This window comes from Myxococcus sp. CA005 (assembly GCF_006518205.1).
Lineage (GTDB): Bacteria > Myxococcota > Myxococcia > Myxococcales > Myxococcaceae > Myxococcus > Myxococcus xanthus.
On record NZ_SRLV01000088.1, the window covers coordinates 19,758 to 37,092 of the forward strand.

Below are 17,335 nucleotides of genomic sequence, written 5' to 3' on the forward strand. Positions count from 1 at the left end.
GAGGGCTCAGGCGGCCTGCTGTGGGCGGCCACGGAGGATTTCGATGAGCACGTCCTCCATGCGAGAGCGGCGCGTCTCCACGTCGGAGATGAGCTGCCCTTCGGCATAGAGGGCGCGGAGCAGCTCGCCGGACGGGGCGCAGCCGTCGCGCTCCACGTAGGTGAGGGTGCGGCCGTCCTCGCTGAGGCGGGCGGCGAAGCGCTTGCCGGCCTCGGACAGGCCGGGCTGCGGCTGCTCGAAGGTGATGATGACGCGGCGCTCGCCGAAGCGGCGCAGCAGGGTGGCCTTGTCCTCCACCATGAGGAGGCGGCCTTCGTTGATGATGCCCACGCGGTCGGCCAGCTCCTCGGCCTCTTCCAGGTAGTGCGTGGTGAGGACGATGGTGGTGCCCTCTGAGGCGAGCTTGCGCACGTAGGTCCACAAGTCACGGCGCAGCTCCACGTCCACGCCGGCGGTGGGCTCGTCGAGGAAGACGAGGCGGGGCTTGTGCACCAGCGCCTTGGCGATGAGCAGCCGGCGCTTCATGCCGCCGGACAGCGCGCGCGTGTACGCGTCCTTCTTCGCGTGCAGGTTGAGGGCGGTGAGCACCTCGTCGATGCGCGCCTCATCCGCGGGGCGGCCGTAGAAGCCCAACTGGATGCGCAGCGATTCGGCCACGGTGAAGAAGGGGTCGAAGTTGATTTCCTGCGGCACCAGCCCGATGTCGTAGCGCGGACCCACCGGGTCCTGGTCCAGGTCCTTGCCGAAGACGCGGATGCTGCCGGAGGACTTCTTCACCAGGCCGCAGACGCTGCCAATCATCGTCGTCTTGCCCGCGCCGTTGGGGCCCAGCAGGGCGAAGATTTCACCGGGACGGATGGCGAGGTCCACGGTGTGAAGTGCCGTGAACTCTCCGTAACGCTTGGAGAGTCCCTGGAGTTCGAGGGCGGGGACGGACATGGGGCCCTTCCTGTAACACCTCCGGTCGCGCGGCGCTCGGCTTGTGTGCGGGCGTGGTGTCCGTCCCCGGCGACTCGCCAGCGCAAGTCGGGCAGGGTGGCGCGTCGCGTTGTCCACCCGGTGTCACTCCCACATGGCGATTTCCTGGAGCGTGCCCTCGCGGCACTGGAAGACCGCGAACGCTTCCGCGCCCTGCTCCACGCTGGCGAGGCACCGCACGAGCGAACGCTGGCCGCCGGGGTGCTGGACGGTGCCTGCGTAGCGCCGGTGCAGGTGGCCACAGAGGACCAGCCGGGGTTGGAGCGCGTCCACCAGCAGCCGCGCGTACGCGTTGCCGACGAGGTCGTGGCTCGCGCCGCGGCGCTGTCCCTGGAAGTCCGCGGCCTCCTCGGGCGGGATGATGCCGGAGGGCCAGTCATGCAGCAGGAGCACGTCCGCGCGCCCGAGCGCCAGGACTCGCTCGACGTCCTCTTCGTTGAAGAAGGTGAAGTCCTTGTTGGACACGTCGCCCATCGAGGCCAGCGGCGGGCGGGACTTGCAGAAGGTGGCTTCTCGGTGGATGCCGGACAGGCCCGCCACGCGGAGGCCGTTCAACTCCACCACGCCGCTCCGGCCCAGGTAGTGACAGTGCGGCGCCAGCGCGAATCCCTCGGGGTACAGGTCGAGGTGGCCGTAGGGCTCGTGGTTGCCGCCGATGAAGTAGACGGGCCAGGGGAAGCGGCGTCGTCGCTGGTGGTAGGCCGCGAAGTCCCCCAGGTGCCTGTACTTCGTGGGTGCGGCCATGGTGGCCAGGTCGGCGTTGTGACGGTGGGGCTCGAAGTCGCCCACCTGGAGCACGAAGTCGAGCGGCCTGCGGCTGCGTTCCTCCCAGGCAGTGAGGTGACTCACCATCTGGTGCATGTGCCCGTGGACGTCGCCCACCACGGCGAAGAAGAACGTCTGGGAGGAGAACATGGCGGTTTCCGTTCCGGTTCAGGCTTGAGTCGCGGGCGCGGACGGGGGCGGTGCTTCGGGACTGACGGGAGGGCAGTGTGCGGTGGCCTCAGAGGGCTCCGGCGAGGCGCGTTCGCAGGCGCCAGAGTCCCTCGTCGATGCGGTCCACCGTCACGCCGCCGTAGCCCAGCACCCAGCCATGGCGGGTGGGCGCCCCGGCGAAGTAGCCGGAGAGCGCTTCGATGCCGATGCCCGCGTCACGGGCTCGCCGCGTGAGCTCCCGCTCCAACCGAGCGCCGCCCCGCGTGAAGGTGACGCACAGATGCAGTCCGGCGACGGAGGGCAGTTGCTCAAGGGCGTCTCCAAAGTGGTGGCGGAGCTTCTCCGACAGCCGCGTGTGCCGTTGCTCGTACTCGCGCCGCGTCTTTCGCAGGTGCCGGGCCAGTGCTCCCGTGTCGATGAAGCGCGCGAGCGCCGCCTGCGCGGGAAGCTGGCTGTGCCAGTCCGTCACCTGCTTCGCCAGCCGGAGCTCTCGTTGGAGCGAGGGCGGCGCGACGAGGAATCCCAGTCGCAGCGCGGGGAGCAGCACCTTGGAGAACGAGCCCACGTAGAGGACGCGACCCGAACGATCCAGGCTGTGCAACGTCTCCAAGGGCCGGCCGCCGAAGCGGAACTCGCTGTCGTAGTCGTCCTCGATGACCACTGCGTCGCGCCGCCGTGCCCAGTCGAGCAGGGCCCTGCGGCGCGCGGGCGACATCACGATGCCCAGCGGGAACTGGTGGGACGGCGTGACGTAGACGAGGCGCGTGTCATCCGGCAGTGCCTGCACGTCAAGCCCCTCCTTGTCGACTGGCACCGGCACCACGTGGGCTCCGAGTGACTGGAACAGGAGCCGTGCGGGTGGGTAGCCGGGTTCCTCCACGGCGACGCGGTCTCCGGGCTCCAGCAGCACCCGGCCCGCGAGGTCCAGCGCCTGCTGCGCTCCATGTGTGATGAGCACGTCCGACGCTTCGGCACGAACGCCTCGGGAGACGCCCACGTGGCGTGCCACGGCCTCGCGCAGCTCGGGGTGGCCGGCCGGGTCCGCGTAGGCTGCCGTCATCGCGGCGGCGCGCAGGTGCCGCGCGAGCAGCCGATGCCAGGCTTCGAACGGGAACAACGCGGCGTCGGGGTTGCCGACGCGGAAGTCATACGGCGCTGGCGGCTCGGCGGGTGGTGGGACGTGCAGCTCGCTCCAGACGGCGCGCGGACGCAGCTTCACACCGCGCGTTGCCGCCGCGCGCGCACCTCGTTCCCGGGGCGCGTTCTGGACGAAGCTCCCCGCGCGGCCTCGGCCCACGAGCAGGCCCTCGGCGGTCAGCCATTCGTAGGCTACGCCCACCGTGTTGCGCGAGACGCCCAGCCGCTGGGCCAGCTCACGCGATGGAGGAACCTGCTCACCGTCTCGCAGCCGCCCGTCGAGAATCCTCGCGCGCAACCCTCGGTAGATTTGCCCCGCGACGTCTCTGCGGTCCTGGAGGTCGACGTGAAGGTCCATGCCAGACGCCCCTCTAGTTTGGCCCAGTGAGATTCGTCAATTCTGGCCCGGTGGGAGGGCCAGTGAGAGCGCAATCTGACGGGCATGAACGACACGTCCTCGTCCTCTGTGTCCTCGCGCCCGGTCGACCCCGAGCGCATGCCCTGGATTCCCATGGGGCCCGCGGGCCTCTCCTTCAAGCCGCTGCGCTTCTTCCAGGATGGCTCCGGCTGGATGTACCTCTTCCGCTTGGAGCCCGGCACCGTCATTCCCCGGCACCGTCACACCGGCGAGGCGCACGGCTTCAACCTCTCCGGAACTCGCGAGCTGCTCGACACGGGGGAGGTGATTGGTCCCGGTGGCTACGTCTACGAGCCGCCCGGCAATGTCGATAGCTGGCGGGTGACGGGCGACGCGCCCGCGGTCTTGCTCATCACCGTGCGCGGGGCCATCGAATACCTGACGGAGGATGGCCAGGTCTCCAAGCGCGTCACGTCCGAGGAGCGTCTCCAGACCTATCGCCGCTGGTGCGAGGCGAACAGCGCGCCGTTCCTGGCCACCCTCGAGTGAGCCCGGCGACATGGCGTGACGGCACGCTTGTTATGCTGACGCGGTGAAGACCCAGCACCTCAAGTCCGTGCTCCTGGCCCTGACCGTGGCGGGAGTGGCCATCCCCTACGCGGCCTTCGTGCCCTTCGTCGTGGAGCACGGGCTGGATGTGCCACTGCTCGTCGCGCAGGCCACGGCCAATCGCATCAGCGCGTTCGCATGGCTGGACGTCGTGGTGTCCGCGGTCGTGTTGCTGGTGTCCGCGTATTCCGGCCGGTTCATCCAGCGGAACCAGGCCCTCTTCGTCACGGGCCTCACCCTGGGGGCCGGCGTTTCGGCGGGCCTGCCGCTGTTCCTGTACTTCGCGCTCGATGCCGGCGCGTTCAAGAGGGATTGAAAGAAGATGGACGCCGTCATGGAGCAGCCGGAGCTGGCCGCCACGACGGAGGAGGCCCAGGGGGGGCCTGGCGGCACCGTTCGCTTTTCCACGCCTGCGGCGCGGGCCAAGGGGGCGACGGCTTGTTCCGGGCTGCCCCCACCTGCCGGGGCCGGTCGTTCGAGCCCCACAGGGTTGGGGGACGCTCTCGCCTTGAGTGCGCTGTTGCACCCTGGTATCCGCAGAGCCCCTCACTCCACCTTAAGCAGGAAGGCCCAGATGGCCCAGAATTTCATCTTCACGATGCAGGACCTGCGCAAGGTCAAGAACGGCAAGGAGATCCTCAAGGGCATCTACCTCTCGTTCTTCCCCGGCGCGAAGATTGGCGTCATTGGCCCCAACGGCTCCGGTAAGTCGACGCTGCTGCGCATCATGGCGGGCGTGGACACGGAGTTCTTCGGTGTCGCCAAGCCGGACCCCAGCGCCAAGGTTGGCTACCTGGCGCAGGAGCCACAGCTCGATGCCTCGCTCGACGTGAAGGGCAACGTGGAGCTGGGCCTGAAGGAGATTCGCGCCACGCTGGACCGCTTCAACGAGGTCAGCGCGAAGTTCGCCGAGCCCATGAGCGACGCGGAGATGGAGAAGCTGCTGGCCGAGCAGGGCCGGCTGCAGGACGCCATCGACGCGGTGAATGGTTGGGAGCTGGACCGCACCATCGAGATGGCCATGGACGCGCTGCGCCTGCCGCCGGGCGACGCGGACGTGACGAAGCTGTCCGGTGGTGAGAAGCGCCGCGTGGCGCTGTGCCGCATCCTGCTGGAGAAGCCGGACCTGCTCCTCCTGGACGAGCCCACCAACCACCTGGACGCGGAGAGCGTCGCGTGGCTGGAGCAGGCGCTCAAGGAGTACAAGGGCACCATCGTGTGCATCACCCACGACCGGTACTTCCTGGACAACGCGGCCGAGTGGATTCTGGAGCTGGACCGCGGCGAGGGTGTGCCCTGGAAGGGCAACTACTCCAGCTGGCTGGAGCAGAAGCAGAAGCGCCTGGAGCTGGAGGAGAAGTCGGAGAGCCACCGCCAGAAGACGCTCAAGCGCGAGCTGGAGTGGGTGCGTGCCTCCCCGAAGGCCCGTCAGGCCAAGAGCAAGGCGCGCATCGCGGCCTACGAGGAGCTGCTCAACCAGACGCAGGACAAGCGCGACGCGACGGGCGAGGTCATCATCCCGCCCGGCCCGCAGCTCGGGGGGCTGGTGGTCGAGGCCAAGGGGCTGCGCAAGGCGTACGGCGACCGGCTGCTCATCGAGGACCTGAACTTCAAGCTCCCGCGCGGTGGCATCGTGGGCGTCATCGGTCCCAACGGCGCGGGCAAGACGACGCTGTTCCGGATGATGACGGGCGTGGAGAAGCCGGACGAGGGCGAGCTGAACATCGGCGAGACGGTGAAGCTGGCCTACGTGGACCAGAGCCGCGACGCGCTGGACGGCGACAACTCGGTGTTCCAGGAGGTGAGCGGCGGGCTGGACCACCTGGACCTGGGCAAGGCGGGGCAGGTGCCCAGCCGCGCGTACCTGGCGGGCTTCGCCTTCAAGGGGCAGGACCAGCAGAAGCGGGTGAAGGACCTGTCCGGTGGTGAGCGCAACCGCGTGCACCTGGCGAAGATGCTCAAGAGCGGCGGCAACCTCTTGCTGCTCGACGAGCCCACCAACGACCTGGACGTGGAGACGCTGCGCAGCCTGGAGGACGCGCTGCTCGGCTTCGCGGGCTGCGCCGTGGTCATCAGCCACGACCGCTGGTTCCTCGACCGCATCGCCACGCACATCCTGGCGTTCGAGGGCGACAGCAAGGCGTTCTTCTTCGAGGGCAACTTCGAGGACTACGAGGCGGACAAGAAGAAGCGCCTGGGCCCCGAGGCCCTGGAGCCGCACCGCATCCGCTACCGCCCGATTACGAAGAGCTGAGCCGCTGGAAGTCCGGAGCCACCGTACCTGCAAGGTGCGGTGGCTCGACGGCGCTTCACCTCAGCACCGCGAACGCCATGAGCAGCTTCTTCATGTCGCTCTCCTGCGTCAGGGCCGGTACTCCCAGTGCCAGGGCTCGGACGGGACGGTGCGCACGAAGCCGAAGTTCTTCGCGTTGTTGGCCATCCACCGGTACGTCGAGGTGCCCGTGCCGCCCGTGTTGACGTCCACCGCGATGCCGCCCTGGTGGTTGGAGTAGCCCGGAGGCGCGGCCAGGTTGCCGGTGCCGTTCTTGTACGCGCGGTACAGCGCTTCCTGCTCCGCCATGCTGCGGAAGCCGCTGTTCACCTTCAGGGTGATGCCCTGCGCGCGCGCCGCCGCGTACATGCGGTTGTACGCCGCCGCCGCGTCCGAGCGCATCTCCTTGCCGTTCGGGACCGACGAGAGCGAAATCTGCCGCGGCTTCCCGTTCACATAGCCCGTGACGACCCGACCGCCACCGCCACCGCCCGGGTTGGTGACGGGGCCCTGCACGTTGATGCCCAGCTTGTCCCACGTCTTGGGACCGACGATGCCGTCCGCCACCAGACCGCGGGACTGCTGGAAGGCCTTCACCGCCGACTGCGTCTTCGGACCGAACACGCCGTCGGCCGTGCCCGACTTGAAGCCCAGCACGTTGAGCCGCTGCTGGAGCGCACGCACCGGCTCACCCCGCGCGCCATTGCGCAGCGTGGGACCCGAGCCGCCCGCTCCGCCCGCCGAGTTGAGCGCGCTCCACGTCTTGGGACCGACGATGCCGTCTACCTGGAGCCCACGCGCACGCTGGAAGGCTTGCACCGCCGACTGCGTCTTCGGACCGAACACGCCATCCGAGGCGCCTGGGTTGAAGCCCGCGGCCCTGAGCTTGTTCTGGAGTTGCGTCACGGCCGCACCGCGCGCTCCGCTGCGCAGCGTGGGCGAGGCGGAACGAGACGCGCTGCTGGACGCAGCCGCGGAGGAGCGGGCAATGGCTACCATGGGGGGCTCTTCCCTTGAAAGAAGAATGGAGTTGGATCCATTTTCCCAACCGCTCAGAGAAAGTTGCCTGGGATTCCGTCAAGAACGCGTGTCAATCCAAGCGCGCGCTCATGATTGAGCTGCGTTTTGTGGCGTGACAGAAAATTTGCGCCAAGGTGACAGTGGGCAGACGGGATTCGTGGCATTCATTGTTGTGGAAATATTCTGCCTTCGCCGTCTGGTTTGTTATTGGCTGACGCGTGAGGGGGCGATGGAGTCGCATGTGTGGCGCCCGGGACGCACCCCTGGTGTGGAGCCGTACGCGCAAGCCCCAGGCACCCAACCCGGCGGCCGATCAAGCCCTGGGGAAACGCCCGTCGAGGCCGTTTCATAGAGAAAATCTCAGGTTCCTGAAGGAACAACCTTGGGAAGTGCCCCGCCGGAAGGCTGTTCTAGTCGGGTCGGGACAAGAAGTGGCCGACGAAGCTTGCATTCGTCCCACGCTGCTGAATGTTGTCCCCAAGGTTTTTTCTAGGGAGAGAGAGTCATGAAGGGAAGCTTCGCCAAGCGCATCACACTTTTCGTCCTGACCAACCTCGCGGTGGTCGCGATGCTGGCGATCGTCGGGCAGCTCATCGGGGTGGAGAACCTGCTCGCCCGCCGCGGCGTGGGGCTGAACCTCCCGGGCCTGCTCATCATGGCGGCGGTGATGGGCTTCGGCGGCGCCATCTTCTCGCTGCTCATCTCCAAGCCCATGGCCAAGTGGAGCACGGGGGCGAAGGTCATCACGTCGCCGCGCTCGGAGGACGAGCGCTGGCTGGTGGAGACGGTGCACCGGCTGGCCCGCGACGCGGGCATCGGCATGCCTGACGTGGCCATCTACGACAGCCCGGACATGAACGCCTTCGCCACGGGCGCCAGGCGCAACAGCGCCCTGGTCGCGGTGTCCACCGGCCTGCTCCATGGCATGAAGCGGGACGAGGTGGAGGCCGTGCTCGGCCACGAGGTGGCCCACGTGGCCAACGGTGACATGGTGACGCTCACGCTGCTGCAGGGCGTGCTCAACACCTTCGTCATCTTCCTCAGCCGCGTGGTGGGCTTCTTCGTGGACCGCTTCCTCAGCCGCTCCGACGATGGCGAGGAGAGCGGCGGCTCGGGGCCGGCCTACTTCATCACCAGCATCGTGCTCCAAATCGTGTTTGGCATCGGCGCCAGCATGATTGTGGCCTGGTACAGCCGCCGGCGTGAGTTCCGCGCGGATGACGGCGGCGCGCAGTTGGTGGACCCGGGCGCCATGGCGCGAGCGCTGAACCGGCTGCGCATGCAGCAGGGGGAGCCGGCCATGCTGCCGTCCAACATGCAGGCGTTCGGCATCCGGGGCGGCGGGATGATGGCGCTCTTCTCCAGCCACCCGCCGCTGGAGCTGCGCATCCAGCGCCTGATGGACGGCAGCTGGAAGCGCTGACGCGAGCGCGGTGGTCGTCACCCCGGCGCATGTCACGAACAGGTGACATGCGCCGGGCTGCTTTGTGACGCGGCGACGGGACCTGTGACGGTGAGGCAACAACGAAGGCCCGTGCGTTGCGGTCGTGCATTTCGTCCTGTAACGGGACTGCAAACTCGAGTTCGTGCGCGCTTTCGCGCGCTGCTGGCAGTTCCGCGCCGTCATGACCCCCACTGCTTCGTTCCGCGCTGCTCTCCAGGTCCTGTTGTCCGGCTCCGCGCTGCTTCTGGCGCCCCTTGCCCACGCGCAGCAGGACGATGCCGCGCCCTCGTCCGCCACCGAGCCGCCTCCCGCGTCAGAGCCCACGCCGACGCCGGTTCCCGAGGCGGCGATGCCCGAGCCGGAGACGAAGCCCCAGGCCAAGAAGGAGGAGCGGGCCTGGTACGACCGCATCCGCATTCGGGGCTACACGCAGTTCCGCTACAACCGGCTGCCCAGCTTCCGGGTGAATGACGAACTGGTCAACGACCAGGGCGACCGCTTCCTCGGCAAGAACACCGGCTTTGGCATCCGGCGCGCGCGCCTCGTGCTGTTCGGTGACGTCCACGACCGCGTGTCCATCTACCTCCAGCCGGACTTCGCGTCGGTCATCGGGGACCAGTACAACGTCACCATCATGCGGGACTGGTACGCGGACATCTTCCTGGACGCGAAGAAGGAGTTCCGTCTGCGCGTGGGCCAGTCGAAGGTGCCGTACGGCTTCGAGAACCTCCAGTCCAGTCAGAACCGCCTCGCGCTGGACCGCAACGACGCCATCAACAGCGGGCTCAAGGACGAGCGCGACCTGGGCGTCTTCTTCTACTGGGCGCCCGACGAAATCCGGAAGCGCTTCAAGTTCCTCGTGGACAACAACCTGAAGGGCTCTGGCGACTACGGCGTGGTCGGCCTCGGCGTCTTCAACGGCCAGACGGCCAACCGCGCCGAGCGCAATGACACGCCGCATGGTGTCGTTCGCGTCACGTGGCCCTTCCTGTTCGGCTCGCAGTACGTGGAAGCGGGCGTGGGCGGCTACTACGGCCGCTTCAACCTCAATGCCTCGCCGCGTGACGGCGCGCCCTACGCGCTCGCCCGGGGCTCCGACATGGTGGACGCACGCGCCATCGTCAGCCTGGTTATCTATCCGCAGCCGCTGGGGCTCCTGGCCGAGTTCAACCTGGGCCGCGGTCCCTCGCTGGGCGAGGGGCCCGTCGAGGGCCTGCTCATCGACAGCCGCCGGCTCCGGGGTGGTTATGCGCAGCTCATGTACAAGCTGGACGGCGTGCTGGGCGTGTCCCTCATCCCCTACATCCGGGGCACCCTCTACGACGGCGGCAAGAAGTTCGAGACGAACGCGCCGCTCTACGACGTGCGGGAGCTGGAGATGGGGGCCGAGTGGCAGCTCAACAAGGCCTTGGAGCTGACGGGCACCTACCTCATCTCGGACCGCACCTCGTCCCGCTATCCGTACATCCAGGAGCAGGGACACGTGACGCGCATCCAGCTCCAGGTCAACTATTGAGCAATGCTGGATGCTGCCGCGGGGGGCTGTCACAGTCCTGTGACTGGTGCAGCGCGTCAGGCTTTGTTCATGGGTGCTGGATTTGAACACCCTGGCTGTTGTTTGGTGGCTTGCGCAACTTTCGGACATTGATCCGGAAAATCATGGAGGCGTCTGACTTACTTCTCCTCCATGGAGCCGCTGATGACTGGTAGCAACTCCTATCGAATCCGCCAGGGAGATACGCTCAGCGCTATCGCCCGGCGCAACAACACGACCGTTGATGCGCTGGCGCGAGCGAACAACCTCCAGAGCCCGGACCGCATCATCGCCGGGAAGACCCTGGTCATCCCGGGCGCCAACGATGGTTTCGAGGCCAATGCGCCTCGTCCGATGCCGCGCCCGGCCAACCGGCCGACGGGGACGTCACAGAACCGTGACAGCTTTGAGCCTGGTACCGCGCAGGGCACCGTGGCGCAGGGCGTCACGCCGGCGGGCACCGCTGGGGTGTCTGGCACCCAGAATGGCTATCGCAACGTCGACCTGACGGCCTTCCGCCAAGGCGGGTCCAACTCCGAGTCCGCCATTGTCGTTGGCACCTCGGAAGGCAACCGCACGCCGAACGGTGGCTTCACGGCGAGCTACGGGGGCCACACCGACCCAGGCAATGCCAAGCACAACCGGGGCTCGTTCTCTTACCAGGGGGGCGGCGCGAACTCCCCGTCGCACGCGGACGAAATCTGGAACCGCGAGCTGGGCCGCGTCACGCCGCAGTACCAGCGCGCCGCCGAGCGCGCGGGCCTGGACCCGAACAACGCGCTGCTGGCCTCCACCTTCTACGACCTGCACACGCAGTCGCCCCGCGCGGCGCAGAACTTCCTCAACCGCGAGCTGCCCAGGCTGGCGCAGGACCCGCGTGGCGTGACGCCCGAGGCGCTCGTCGATGCGCGCGTGAATGCGTTCCGCACGGACAACGGGCAGATCAGCGCCTCCGGCTTCGACCACAACGAGCAGCGCCTGCGCGCCGACCAGACGCGGCGTGAGACGGCGCTGGTCCGAGCCCTGGACGCGCGCGGCTTCCGCGACGGTGGTGGTGGTGGTGGTGCGGTCGAGAACGCGCCCATCCCGCGCCCGCGCCCGGAGAACCTCACGGCGGGCACCACGGCGCTGCCCGCCGAGGTCCCCATCCCGCGCCCGCGCCCGGAGAACCTCCAGGCCTCCAACACCACCGGGGGCGCGACGCCCACCGACTTGAACGACACGGCGGAGATTGCGCCCGCGGCGGACCGCCCGGCAGTGCAGACGGCCACGCCGTGGGTCAGCCAGTACAACGCGTCGAAGGTGGAGCGCGCCGGTGACAAGGCCTGCTTCCGCGCCGCGGTGGTGATGGCCGCGGGCGCCGGGGCCACCGTGACGGGGCCGGACAACCGCATCCAGGTGGCCACGGGGGATGACCCGAACGGCGGCGTCACGGTGAACGCCGCGGCGGCGCGCCGGGGCCGTGAGTACATCGATGGCCAGCTCGACGCGGGCAAGCCCGTCGTCGTGGGCGTGGACCACCGCTCCGGCAGGAACTCGGACAACGTGGACGGCATCACCGACCACTTCGTGGTGATTACGGGCCGCGGCACGGACGAGCAGGGCCGCACGTACTACACGTTCCACGACCCGGCGACGAACCACCAGCAGCGCGGCGCGGACACCAACCCGAACAACCGCTTCTACGTGGACCAGGACACGGGCAACCTCTACCGGGAGGGTCCCACCAACGGCAACGTCGTCCAGCGGCACTTCGAGGTGTCGATGGTCCGGCCGAACGCCTAGTCGTTCCGCTGAGTGACGGGCGGGGAGTTGGGAAGCCCAGATTCCAGGCGCACCCGGGGCGGGAAGGAGTGACTTCCCGCCTCCGGGCGTTCAGTCAGGAACTGGGCGCGGGCGCGCGGCGCGATATGGTCGCCTGTGCCCCGAGGAGCCATGAACTTCGTCTTCATCTCCCCCCACTTCCCTCCGCATTACTTTCACTTCATCTCCGCGCTGCGGGAGCGGGGCGTCACGGTCCTGGGCATCGGTGACGCGTCCTACGAGTCGCTCCGTCCCGAGTTGAAGGCGTCCCTGCGCGAGTACTACTTCGTCCCCAGCCTCATGGACGAGGATGCGCTCACCCGCGCGGCGGGCTACCTCACGTGGCGGCACGGCCGCATCCACCGCATCGACTCGCTCAACGAGTCCTGGCTGGAGGTGGAGGCGCGCTTGCGTGGGGACTTCAACGTGCCGGGCCTGCAGCCCGAGGACATCCACCGGCTGCGCTCCAAGTCCGGCATGGCGGAGGTGTTCCACGAAGCGGGCGTGCCACACCCGGACCTCATCCGCGTCCGGGACGCCGCGCAGGTGATGGCGTTCGCCGCGCGCGTGGGCTACCCGCTGGTGCTCAAGCCGGACGTGGGCGTGGGCGCCGCCAACACCTTCAAGGTGGCCAGCGACGAGGAGGTGGACGCGGCCCTGTCCCATCCGCTGCCCACCACCTATGTGGCGCAGTCCTTCGTGCGCGGCACCATCGTCACCTACGACGGCATCGTGGACCGGCACGGCGTCATCGTCTTCAACCTCAGTCACGAGTACAGCGACGGAGGCATGGAGACGGTGGTGGAGCAGCGAGACATCTCCTTCTGGAGCCACAAGGAGATTCCTCCCGCGCTGGACGTACTGGGCCGGCAGGTGGTGGCCGCCTTCGGCCTGCGCGAGCGCTGGTTCCACCTGGAGTTCTTCCGTCTGCCGGATGGCCGCTTCATGGTGCTGGAGGCCAACCTTCGGCCGCCCGGCGGCTTCATGGTGGATATGATGAACTACACGTGTGACATCGACGTGTACCGGCTCTGGGCGCGGGTGGTGACGGGCGACCCGGTGGCGGACTTTCGCTTCACGCCGCGCTACCACGTCTGTCACAGCGCGCGCCGCAAGTCCCGCCGCTACCGGCACCCGCACGCGGACGTGGAGAAGAAGCTGGGCACGTCGCTCATCCTCCACCGCGAGCTGCCGAGCATCTACCACAGCCTCCTGGGCGAGGAGATGTACCTCACCCGCCACGCGGACATGGACGCCCTGCGGGACACGGTGCGCTTCATCCAGGACAAGGCGTAGCGCGCTCAGCGCTCCGTCCAGGTGAGCTGGTAGGTGGTGCTGTCCGCGTCCTCGTGGATGCGCGCCACGCGAGGGGACTCGGCGCCGCCCAGGCGCAGCAGGGATTCGAAGAGCGCCTCCGCGTAGCCGGGCGCGTCCACCCGCGAGTTCATCCGCATGGCGTAGGTGGTGGGGCCCTGCTCGGTGAGCTCCACCTCCGTGTAGTTGTCGGTGGCGCGCAGCGTCTGCGGCAGGCGCTGCACCATGCGGCGGGGGCCCAGCAGCCGCATCACGCCGTACACCGCGCGGCCCACGACGGTGCGCCCGTAGCCCTGCACGTGGCGCTCGGCGAGCTGGCGGAAGGCCTCCTCCCGGGGCAGGCCCGGAAGGGTCTCCTCGACGATGACGTCGAGGCACTTTCCCCACAGGAGCACCGGGTAGCCCGGCAGCAGTGGCCGGTCCAGGTCGATGCCCGCCTGCCGCAACCGATGCTTGAGGCGGGGCGACACGCTGCCGCGCAGCCCGTGCTCGAGCAGGCCCTCCACCACCTGGACGTAGACGAGCCGTTGCTCCAGGGGAACCGTCCCGCGGTGCTTCATTCGAAGCACCTCACCCCAGCAGCCAGCGCATGGCGGATGGCAGGCGCCGCTGCCAGTCCCGCTCGTGGTGCCCGCCATGTGGATCCAACACCAGCGCCAGTTCGTGGTCCGCGTAGCCCAGGTGCTTGAGGTGCTCGTAGAAGGCGCGCGTGGATTCGCCGTAGTAGACGGGCACGCCGCTGGCGTCCGTGTACTCGTGGGCGCCCGCGTCCAGGTAGATGCGCGTCCAACGGCGGCTGTGCGCCGACCAGGCGCCGAAGAGCTGGTTGGCGCCCCACGTCACGGTGGGAGACAGGGCGCCGATACGGCCGAACACCTCCGGATAGCGGCATCCGAGGTAGAGCGAAATCAGGCCGCCCAGCGACGAGCCCATGGCGCCCGTCCACTGCGGCTCCGGCCGGGTGCGGTAGGTGCGGTCCACCAGTGGCTTGAGGTGCTCCACCAGGAAGCGGCCGTAGGCCTCGCCGCGCGCGTGCATCGGGCTGCGCGGTTCATTCCACGGCGAATAGTCGTGCACGCGCCCCACGCCCGAATCCACTGCGACGATGAGCCACGGCTCCAGGCTTCCTTCGCCCACGCCGTGCTCCAACGCGAGGTTGGCGCACCAGGTCTCGAAGAGGGCGGATTCGGGGTGGGCGAACACGTTCTGCCCGTCGTGCATGTACAGCACGGGGAACCGATGGCCCGGCATCGCATCGTATGCGTGGGGGGTGTAGACGCGCACGGTGCGCGCGAAGCCCTCCTGGGGGGAGGGGAAGTCTCGGACGATGTGGACGTGGCCCATGGGAACCGGGTGCCAGCATACCTGGAGGGGGTGACCGGCCGGGAAGCGCTGGCCCCGGGGATGCACAGGCGACGGGCGAACCACGCGGTGCTCCCAATCCGCTCGGAATGCTGTTTAATCTGGAGTTCCTCCCGTGGAGCTGGAACACCCGCATCTGGCGGTCCTGCTGCTCACCACCGAGGCCGACCTGCGCGATGCGCGCGAGGCCTTGGATGGCAGCGAGGAGTCACGCCTTCGCTACGTCGCCGCGGAGAGCCGCGCGGAGGCCGCGTACTTCCTGGCGTGGGACCTGCTGGAAGTCGACCCGCGCATGGGCCGGGCCTGAGCGCCTGGCACGCGTGTCCCGCCTTTGGACGGCGCGTCCGCGTGCCGGACGACCCGTGAGCAGGGTGCTGCTGTAGGGAATCGTGGTCCAGGATGTGCACAAGGCGCGGTGCGTGCGTCGGGTGCTCTGGGTGGGATGGTGTTTGGGTTGGTGGCTGGCGGGGGCGCTGCCCGTGCATGCCGCGCCGTATGAAGTGGAGCCCGAGTCCGTGGGCGCGCAGGACCTGCTCGCGCTCGTGGAAGAGGGTGCCATCTCCGCCGAGACACTCTCCGCACTGCTGGCCTTGCGGCGGACTGGCGTGGACCTGGGGCTGGCGTCCCGTGCCTCGCTCTACGGCTTGCCGGGGCTGACTTACTCGGACGTGGACGTGCTGCTGCGGTCGCGCGGAGAAGGCAGCGCCGCGGGTGGCGCGTTGACGGAGGCGGCGTCGCGGCGGCTCGCGCCGTTCCTGGACGTGCGGACGCCGGGGCGGTTGTCGGGTGATGCACGGTTGATGATGGCCTTCGCGGCGTCGGATGGGCTGCCGCCGCCGCTGGCATTGCAGGTCCGCGCTGGAGGGCTCGCGGGGCTTCGAGCGGGGCTGATGACGACGCTGGCCCGGCGGACGCTGGCGCCTCCGCGCAGGGACGCGCGGCGACGTGCCTTCGTGGTGGAGGCACCCGGGACATCCGTCACGCTGCCCAAGCTGTACGTGCAGTGGACGGGAGCGCGCGCGTCGCTGCTGGCGGGGACGTATCGGCTGGGCTTCGGGCAACGGCTCACACTGGACACCACGGCGCTGCCGTCACCCGACGGGTTCCTTCCTGATGATGACGTGCGTCCTCCGGCGGGATTGGAGCGCTCGTGTCTGGTGGGCAGTGCGGGTTGTGAGCCCGAGGAACGCCTGTCGGACGTCACCCCGGACTTCCGCTGGGACGAGGGCTTCCGGGGCGTCGCTGGCACGGTGCGAGGCCCGCTGGGGACGTGGGCCGCGCTGTCGCTCACCGGCTTCGGCTCGTATCAGTCCCGTGCGCTGGCACGGCATGCGGTGCTGGACCGCTCGCTGTGTCCGTCGTCCGCCCGTGGCGCGTGCAAGGCCCCTGACGTCTGGGTGTCCGTGGCGGAGGGCCGGTGGGAGAAGCTGACGGCGCGGACGCTGTCGGGGATGTTCCGAGAGCTGGCGGGCGGTGGCAACGCGACGCTGGCGATGTCGTCGCGGAGCCATGTGGGGCTCACCGGTTGGATGGCTCGACCTATGTGGGGGCAGGAGGGGGCGAAGCTCGACTTCCAGCCCAATGCCCGCTACCCGGCGGGCGGTGCCTTTGGCGCATTCGGGCTCGACGCCGCGTGGGGGCGTGGCGCGCTGGACGTCTTCTTGGAAGGCACGCGCAGCTTCGATGCCGCGCCGGGTGGCGGCGGGGACTTCGGTGCGGTGCAGCGCACCGTGCTGTCAGGGGGGGCGCGCGAGCTGGAGCTGTCGCTGCGCTACTACGGGCGCGGTTTCGCCAATCCCTACAGCGGCGCGCCGTCAGGCCCGGATGCGCTGGAAGGCCTGCGCGTTCGCAACGAGCTGGGCGCCCGGCTGCGCTACCTCCACCGTGAGGAAGGCGCATGGCGGCTGCGAGGGCAGGTGGACGCCTGGACGCTGCCCGCGGATGGGGCGGTGTCTGGGAGCGCGGGCACGCTGCACGCGCGTGCCTCGGTGCGCGGGGACCTTCGGGTGCGGCCCTGGTTGCAGCCCTCGCTCCAGGTGGAGTTGCGTGACAACGGCGTGGGCGGGATGGGGGCGTGCGCGGATGACTCGCTCTCCGCGCAAGATGTGGCGGACCTGTGCGCCAGCGCGCGGTACGGCGTCACCGCCCGGGTGCGCTCCGACGTCGCGAAGGGGCTGACGGTTTCGCTCCAGTACGGACACGCGCGCGTGCAGGCCCCCGAGACGAAGGGACTTCGCTACGACGCGCAGGCCGTGCTGGATGTCCGCGCCCAGCCGCTCTCGTCGCTGAAGTTGCATGGGCGATTGGTGTGGAAGGACCAGGACCTCTCCGAGCGCAGCCGGCTCCAACAGGAGCTGCGGACCGCGCTGGATGTCGCGTGGAGGGTGTCGAGCGCCGTGTCCGCCCGGGGCCGGTACGCGTGGGTGCTCGACTTGAAGGACGCGCGCGTGGCGCGTGTGCCTCCCGACCCGCCGCGCCACCTCTTCCACCTGGAGTTGGAGACGCGCTTTTGACGGAGCTGAACGTGAGGGGGCAGGGAATGAAGGGTTGGGGCAGGTACTTGGGGTG

Annotated in this window: 15 protein-coding genes; 9 read left to right on the forward strand and 6 right to left on the reverse strand. The window is 68.9% G+C overall.

Annotated features, from left to right (window positions below; all coding sequences use genetic code 11):
* Positions 1–6 precede the first annotated feature (6 nt).
* The 3 genes from FMQ63_RS29730 to FMQ63_RS29740 form a co-directional block, all read right to left on the reverse strand.
* Positions 7–939 (reverse strand): ABC transporter ATP-binding protein, encoded by a 933-nt coding sequence (locus FMQ63_RS29730; RefSeq protein ID WP_011550686.1) that lies wholly within the window; start codon positions 937–939, stop codon positions 7–9.
* Positions 940–1,062: 123 nt separating this feature from the next.
* Positions 1,063–1,893 (reverse strand): metallophosphoesterase, encoded by an 831-nt coding sequence (locus tag FMQ63_RS29735; RefSeq protein WP_011550687.1) that lies wholly within the window; start codon positions 1,891–1,893, stop codon positions 1,063–1,065.
* Between the two features lie 88 nt (positions 1,894–1,981).
* The gene (locus FMQ63_RS29740) at positions 1,982–3,409 is read right to left on the reverse strand and encodes a PLP-dependent aminotransferase family protein (RefSeq protein WP_011550688.1); all 1,428 of its coding nucleotides are present in this window, start codon (positions 3,407–3,409) and stop codon (positions 1,982–1,984) included.
* 84 nt (positions 3,410–3,493) lie between these two features.
* On the opposite strand from FMQ63_RS29740, the gene FMQ63_RS29745 reads away from it, so the two are divergent.
* The 3 genes from FMQ63_RS29745 (at position 3,494) to ettA (ending at position 6,272) form a co-directional block, all read left to right on the forward strand.
* Positions 3,494–3,958 (forward strand): 2,4'-dihydroxyacetophenone dioxygenase family protein, encoded by a 465-nt coding sequence (locus FMQ63_RS29745; RefSeq protein ID WP_011550689.1) that lies wholly within the window; start codon positions 3,494–3,496, stop codon positions 3,956–3,958.
* 43 nt (positions 3,959–4,001) lie between these two features.
* On the forward strand, positions 4,002–4,334 hold the full coding sequence (locus FMQ63_RS29750; RefSeq protein WP_011550690.1) for a DUF2834 domain-containing protein: 333 nt from the start codon (positions 4,002–4,004) through the stop codon (positions 4,332–4,334).
* 258 nt (positions 4,335–4,592) lie between these two features.
* Positions 4,593–6,272 (forward strand): energy-dependent translational throttle protein EttA, encoded by a 1,680-nt coding sequence (ettA, locus tag FMQ63_RS29755; RefSeq protein ID WP_011550691.1) that lies wholly within the window; start codon positions 4,593–4,595, stop codon positions 6,270–6,272.
* A 108-nt stretch (positions 6,273–6,380) separates the two neighbouring features.
* Here ettA and FMQ63_RS29760 read toward each other — a convergent pair whose 3' ends face one another.
* Complete coding sequence (locus tag FMQ63_RS29760) at positions 6,381–7,289, reverse strand: peptidoglycan-binding protein (RefSeq protein WP_011550692.1); 909 nt, start codon at positions 7,287–7,289, stop codon at positions 6,381–6,383.
* Between the two features lie 526 nt (positions 7,290–7,815).
* On the opposite strand from FMQ63_RS29760, the gene htpX reads away from it, so the two are divergent.
* The 4 genes from htpX (at position 7,816) to FMQ63_RS29780 (ending at position 13,387) form a co-directional block, all read left to right on the forward strand.
* On the forward strand, positions 7,816–8,733 hold the full coding sequence (gene htpX / locus FMQ63_RS29765) for a protease HtpX (protein WP_011550693.1): 918 nt from the start codon (positions 7,816–7,818) through the stop codon (positions 8,731–8,733).
* A 163-nt stretch (positions 8,734–8,896) separates the two neighbouring features.
* Positions 8,897–10,270 carry a porin gene (locus tag FMQ63_RS29770; protein WP_011550694.1) on the forward strand — a complete coding sequence of 458 codons (1,374 nt, stop codon included), beginning with the start codon at positions 8,897–8,899 and terminating at the stop codon, positions 10,268–10,270.
* 171 nt (positions 10,271–10,441) lie between these two features.
* Positions 10,442–12,073, forward strand: a complete 1,632-nt coding sequence (locus tag FMQ63_RS29775) for a LysM peptidoglycan-binding domain-containing protein (RefSeq protein ID WP_020478293.1) — start codon at positions 10,442–10,444, stop codon at positions 12,071–12,073.
* Between the two features lie 150 nt (positions 12,074–12,223).
* A complete protein-coding gene (locus FMQ63_RS29780; protein WP_171452351.1) occupies positions 12,224–13,387 on the forward strand; it encodes an acetyl-CoA carboxylase biotin carboxylase subunit family protein in 1,164 nt (387 codons plus the stop codon).
* Between the two features lie 5 nt (positions 13,388–13,392).
* Here the strand turns inward: FMQ63_RS29780 and FMQ63_RS29785 are convergent, their stop codons facing one another.
* Together FMQ63_RS29785 and FMQ63_RS29790 are read right to left on the reverse strand one after the other, a co-directional pair.
* Complete coding sequence (locus FMQ63_RS29785; RefSeq protein WP_171452352.1) at positions 13,393–13,965, reverse strand: DUF2378 family protein; 573 nt, start codon at positions 13,963–13,965, stop codon at positions 13,393–13,395.
* Between the two features lie 10 nt (positions 13,966–13,975).
* On the reverse strand, positions 13,976–14,749 hold the full coding sequence (locus FMQ63_RS29790; RefSeq protein WP_026114081.1) for an alpha/beta hydrolase: 774 nt from the start codon (positions 14,747–14,749) through the stop codon (positions 13,976–13,978).
* 133 nt (positions 14,750–14,882) lie between these two features.
* On the opposite strand from FMQ63_RS29790, the gene FMQ63_RS29795 reads away from it, so the two are divergent.
* Positions 14,883–15,074, forward strand: a complete 192-nt coding sequence (locus FMQ63_RS29795; protein ID WP_011550699.1) for a hypothetical protein — start codon at positions 14,883–14,885, stop codon at positions 15,072–15,074.
* A 112-nt stretch (positions 15,075–15,186) separates the two neighbouring features.
* The gene (locus FMQ63_RS29800) at positions 15,187–17,280 is read left to right on the forward strand and encodes a hypothetical protein (protein ID WP_225909718.1); all 2,094 of its coding nucleotides are present in this window, start codon (positions 15,187–15,189) and stop codon (positions 17,278–17,280) included.
* Positions 17,281–17,335: the final 55 nt, after the last annotated feature.

Bases quoted from the DNA above. Each gene is read 5' to 3' on its own strand.
- FMQ63_RS29730 (WP_011550686.1), bottom strand. From the start codon at position 939: ATGTCCGTCCCCGCCCTCGAACTCCAGGGACTCTCCAAGCGTTACGGA.
- FMQ63_RS29735 (WP_011550687.1), bottom strand. From the start codon at position 1,893: ATGTTCTCCTCCCAGACGTTCTTCTTCGCCGTGGTGGGCGACGTCCAC.
- FMQ63_RS29740 (WP_011550688.1), bottom strand. From the start codon at position 3,409: ATGGACCTTCACGTCGACCTCCAGGACCGCAGAGACGTCGCGGGGCAA.
- FMQ63_RS29745 (WP_011550689.1), top strand. From the start codon at position 3,494: ATGAACGACACGTCCTCGTCCTCTGTGTCCTCGCGCCCGGTCGACCCC.
- ettA (WP_011550691.1), top strand. From the start codon at position 4,593: ATGGCCCAGAATTTCATCTTCACGATGCAGGACCTGCGCAAGGTCAAG.
- FMQ63_RS29760 (WP_011550692.1), bottom strand. From the start codon at position 7,289: ATGGTAGCCATTGCCCGCTCCTCCGCGGCTGCGTCCAGCAGCGCGTCT.
- htpX (WP_011550693.1), top strand. From the start codon at position 7,816: ATGAAGGGAAGCTTCGCCAAGCGCATCACACTTTTCGTCCTGACCAAC.
- FMQ63_RS29775 (WP_020478293.1), top strand. From the start codon at position 10,442: ATGGAGCCGCTGATGACTGGTAGCAACTCCTATCGAATCCGCCAGGGA.
- FMQ63_RS29780 (WP_171452351.1), top strand. From the start codon at position 12,224: ATGAACTTCGTCTTCATCTCCCCCCACTTCCCTCCGCATTACTTTCAC.
- FMQ63_RS29785 (WP_171452352.1), bottom strand. From the start codon at position 13,965: ATGAAGCACCGCGGGACGGTTCCCCTGGAGCAACGGCTCGTCTACGTC.
- FMQ63_RS29790 (WP_026114081.1), bottom strand. From the start codon at position 14,749: ATGGGCCACGTCCACATCGTCCGAGACTTCCCCTCCCCCCAGGAGGGC.